Below are 2,853 nucleotides of genomic sequence, written 5' to 3'. Positions count from 1 at the left end.
CCCGAACACCACGAATCGATGGTCAGATGGGCTGCTATCCGGCTCCTCAGCCGACAACTCGTCAGAGCGAGTCAAGATCGGAAATCAAGGTCACACGGAAGGATCTAGATTCAGGAACAGGCTCTTAGGGATCCGAACAGCAACCCGACTGGCCGCAGAGTCACATTCGTTGCGGTAGTACACCGCGACAAGCAGCACCCGATCATCCAACGGATGGATCCGCCGTGGTCCCGGGCCGGTCTGGTTCTGCACCTCGAAGTCGCACGACGCCCAAGCCTGCCAGACTGGAGCACCGAAGACCCAGCGAACACCTGGATCCAGCTATCTGACTCAGTATTGATCACCTGCATCCGAGGCAATGATCGACCGGCGCGGGCCCTACGTACAAGACACGCCGAAATCTTAACAGCCCTTACGGGACGGCGTTTTGGCTGCGATCAGGTATGAGAACTCCCCGGAATCGCATTGCTCCGGCGAGCATCTTGTCGAAGGCTTGTGGCGCATCCTCCAGCGACGCCTGCTCGGTGATGGCCCGGACCCCGGATTGAGCGGCGAATCGCATCGTCTCCTCTACCTCCTGTGAAGTGCCGGAGGCATGACCGCGCAGCGTCTTCTGCCCGGTAATAAGCTGCGCCGGACTAACTTCGATCTTTTCCAGGGAGAATCCGATGACGATCAGCTCGCCGTGGGGACGTAGGCCATCGATGGCCGTCGTCATTGCCGCCGGCTGCGGCACGGTGGCCAGGATGACCTTGGCGCCACCGAGTGCTTTCAGCGCCTCGGGCACATCTTGCGCCGTGCTGTCGAGGTAGTGGTGGGCGCCGAGTTGCCTAGCGGTCGCTTCCTTTTTGCCGCCGCGGTTGATGACGACTGTGTCGAAGCCCATCTTGTCAGCGAACTGGACCGCCAGATGCCCCAGCCCGCCAAGCCCGAGGACCGCGACCAGATCGCCGGGCCATGCCGAGGTGCGGCGCAGCGCATTGAATACTGTCACGCCTGCGCAGCCCATCGGTGCGGCATCGGCAAACGTTAGCTCCTCGGGGATACGGGCAAGCGCGCTGGTCGGTACGACGGTCGACTCGGCGTACCCGCCCGGATAGGCAAGCCCGGGCACCTGGAGGTTCACGCAGTTGATCGCGTCACCCTCGCGGCACGACTGACAGGTTCCGTCGTTGCCACCGAACCAGCCGACGGCCACACGGTCGCCGATCTGCCAGCCGACGATGCCGTCGCCGAGCATGTCGATTCGGCCGGCGACCTCGTGGCCGAGTGTGAGCGGGAACGGTCCGACGCCGAACGCGCCACGCACCATGCTGATGTCGGTCCCGCACATACCGCACGCCTCGACAGCGATTCGGACCTCCCCCTCGCCGGGGCTGGGCTCCGGGACGTCAACGACACGTAGCGGTGCATTGACCTGACTGACCTGAACCGCGCGGATCATCTTGGTCACTGACCGACCTCCTCGAGTTGGATCACCTACCAGTCGTCCCAATTCATCACTTCCGCACTGCATCCGGGCGGAAACGCGGCAGCGCTCTAAAGGGGGTGTCCGATTAACGGTGGATCTTGGTCTGGCATCAAGTGCCGCGTCAAGCAACGTTGGGTAGGTAATCGGGGCGGCGGATTTTGGAGTCGGTCGCGAATCGTTGCTTTGGTCGTGCTTGCTTGTTGTGCCAGCGGAGGTAGCTGGCGATCGCGGTTTCCTGAGCGGCGTGGCTGGGGTAGTCGCTGCCGTCGAGGGTGAAGTACGGATCGCGGTGAACTCGGACTCGATCCAGTTCAGCCAAGACGCGTTGGTCGGGGTTAAACGAGGTCGATGGCGTGGTCGGTGCACCAGGAGGTGACCTCTGCCTTGGCGTGGGGACCATAGTTGTCGCAGACCAGGTAGAGCTTGCCGACCGGGAACCGTCGGCGTAGTTGCTTGCAGAAGTCGAGGAACTGCGGCCAGCGTTTACGATCCCGGAACCGGTAGAACATCTGCCCGGTGGCAAGGTCGAGCCCGGCGAACATGTGCTGCACCCCGCCGGTGCGTGTGTAGGTGGCTCGCAGCCGGGCGGCGCGCTTGATCGGGAACCAGCCTCTGCCGGGTCTGGGTTGGAGGTTCAACGGGCCGAACTCATCGACACAGATCATCCGCCCATCGGTGGGCGGGTTGTCGTAGAGGTCGAGGATCCTGGCCATCTTGACGGCAAAGTCGGGGTCCTTCGATCCTTTCCATGCCTTGGTTGCCTGCCAGGAGATCCCGGCCTGGCGCAGGATCTGCCGGATCGTCTCGGTGCTCACCTTGATCGTGTGGACTTTGGCGAGATGGTCGCGCAGCTTGGTCAAACTCCACGTGGTGAACGGCTCACCGAGCTTGCCCGGCGGGCTTTTGGCGATTCGGCAGATATGCTCACGTACCGCGGGGCCGATCCTGCGTGGTCGGCCCCGCTCCATTTTGGGTTCAACGCATCGAACCCCATCTCGTTGAACGACTTGATCACATCACGGGCGTAGGCCGGCGACGCCGCGAACATCGCTGCCGCCTCTGACGCCGACCTACTGACGCCAGCACGATCCCCGCCCGCCGCAACCGGATCCGATCCCTCGTCCGCCGCGTGATCTGTACCAGCCGCTCAGCCTCCTGCGGCTTTAACTCCCGAACAAACACCTCAGGCCGACGTGCCATACTCACCTCCAGGCACAGCCTGCCATTACAACACCAACGTTCCTTGACGAGGCACTAGCCTCGATCTTTCGTGTGGCCGTGGGTGAGTACGGCGCGTAATGCACGGAAGTGCCTGTCCGCTTGGAAGAATTCGGCTTGTCGAAGGTCGAAGTCGTCCGAGCAGATAGGCACTCCGTAGGTGA

General features: G+C 62.7%; 3 protein-coding genes. All 3 read right to left on the bottom strand.

All coding sequences use genetic code 11. The features are described 5' to 3' along the window. Positions 1–412: 412 nt before the first annotated feature. Positions 413–1,444 (bottom strand): alcohol dehydrogenase catalytic domain-containing protein, encoded by a 1,032-nt coding sequence (locus ABNF93_RS34515; protein WP_349332471.1) that lies wholly within the window; start codon positions 1,442–1,444, stop codon positions 413–415. Between the two features lie 148 nt (positions 1,445–1,592). Beyond that, positions 1,593–1,790 carry a hypothetical protein gene (locus tag ABNF93_RS34510; protein ID WP_349332469.1) on the bottom strand — a complete coding sequence of 66 codons (198 nt, stop codon included), beginning with the start codon at positions 1,788–1,790 and terminating at the stop codon, positions 1,593–1,595. Between the two features lie 16 nt (positions 1,791–1,806). Further along, positions 1,807–2,439: an IS630 family transposase gene (locus tag ABNF93_RS34505; protein ID WP_502877682.1), complete on the bottom strand. Its 633-nt coding sequence runs from the start codon at positions 2,437–2,439 to the stop codon at positions 1,807–1,809. Positions 2,440–2,853 lie beyond the last annotated feature (414 nt).

This window comes from Actinopolymorpha sp. B9G3, assembly GCF_040120725.1.
Lineage (GTDB): Bacteria > Actinomycetota > Actinomycetes > Propionibacteriales > Actinopolymorphaceae > Thermasporomyces.
This window is presented reverse-complemented; position numbering and strand designations above follow the sequence as displayed.

Bases quoted from the DNA above. Each gene is read 5' to 3' on its own strand.
- ABNF93_RS34505 (WP_502877682.1), bottom strand. From the start codon at position 2,439: ATGGAGCGGGGCCGACCACGCAGGATCGGCCCCGCGGTACGTGAGCAT.
- ABNF93_RS34515 (WP_349332471.1), bottom strand. From the start codon at position 1,444: ATGATCCGCGCGGTTCAGGTCAGTCAGGTCAATGCACCGCTACGTGTC.